Below are 1,343 nucleotides of genomic sequence, written 5' to 3'. Positions count from 1 at the left end.
TCGTTACTTCCCGAACGAGGCGAGAGAGTGCTGCCTGAGCGCCACGAAACAGTCACTTTCTGTATGATTTGGCGGTCAGTCTCGGTTGCTGCCGCGGCGTAGATTGAGACAAGTCCAATTCACCGCTCCGGACAGACGATTTCACCCGGGCTTCGACGGTCTCTGCCGACAGCTGTCGCTCGCCGCCCAACGAATAGGCCGTGGGCTGACCCTGGTCAGCCCGCGGCCATTGCCTGTGACGCCGGCACACCAACCCCGTTCGCTTCGATCTTCCACCGCCGGCATAACTCCTCTTCCAGCTCATGACGAATCCAGTCACAGAACGTCTTGAACGTGAACTCCTCGTGCAGGTCGCGCCCGCCCCGCCGCGGGCGGGCGACGACCGCCCACCTGAGAACCAGCCACAAGTTCTCCAGCAATGCCGCGACAAGCATGATGGCAAACCGCACGACGGGATCACGCGTCGTCGTGATCCCGCGTGCTTGCCGGAGTAAGCGATAGGTCGTTTCGATACCTGATCGCTTCCTGTAGAGACGTTCGACCTGCTTCGCTGAGCGATCAGTAACGCCACAAGCCACGTAGCCACGAACAACCTCGCCGTGCTTGCCTCGATCACCGTTCTGATAGGAGACAGCGACCGCGAGCGGGAAGCGCAGTTCCCGCTCGCAGTCCTTGTACATGCGATAGGTCGTCATGTACGACTTATGGATATCGAGTTTGTCCTTCATCCGCTCGCCCTTCTTAGGCACGTGAACGATCGTTGCGGCGATATCACGAGCGCGGCGGATGACGCGCTCGTTGTAGAAGCCGCTATCAGCAAGTAGGAGTTCGACCTCGAATGGATAGTTCTCGACGCGGGCGAGCACGCGCTCGACCGCGTCAGCCTCATCCTCGTCGTTACGGACGTACGTCATAGCTAGCGTCACCGGCTTTCCGTTGGAGACGACGTAGGCTGTACAGTAGCGGTGGCATGTGGTTGTGCCGTCTTTGGGAGCCATCGAGCAGAGTTCGCCTTCCTTGGCGTAGTGCTCGCCATGATAAGGGTTGTCGATGAAATCGATGGAGACGATTCTCGACCGATCAGCGTCGAGAATCGTCATAGCAAGCCGTCCGAGCAGGAGATTAGCGACGAACTCAAGCCAGTCTCGGTCGAGGGTATGCAACCACGTCAGAACGGTGTCGTCGCACGGTGTTCCGTCGGTATCGTTGCAGGTGTCCCAAACTGAGGTCTGGTTGACACAAGCCAAGATAACGACGAGCCAGATGTCGCCGGGGTCGAGGGGGCTCCCCTCGACGCCCGGCAACGGGAGTGGAGAAATGACTTCTTCCGCTATGTCTTTCAC

Annotated in this window: 1 protein-coding gene; it reads right to left on the bottom strand. The window is 59.2% G+C overall.

What is annotated here, in order from left to right:
* Positions 1-215: 215 nt before the first annotated feature.
* On the bottom strand, positions 216-1,343 hold a 1,128-nt coding region (locus EOW68_RS18270; RefSeq protein ID WP_128226581.1), incomplete at its 5' end, for an ISH3 family transposase.

It is taken from the genome of Halovenus amylolytica (assembly GCA_004015825.1).
Classification (GTDB): Archaea; Halobacteriota; Halobacteria; order Halobacteriales; family Haloarculaceae; genus Halovenus; species Halovenus amylolytica.
This window is presented reverse-complemented; position numbering and strand designations above follow the sequence as displayed.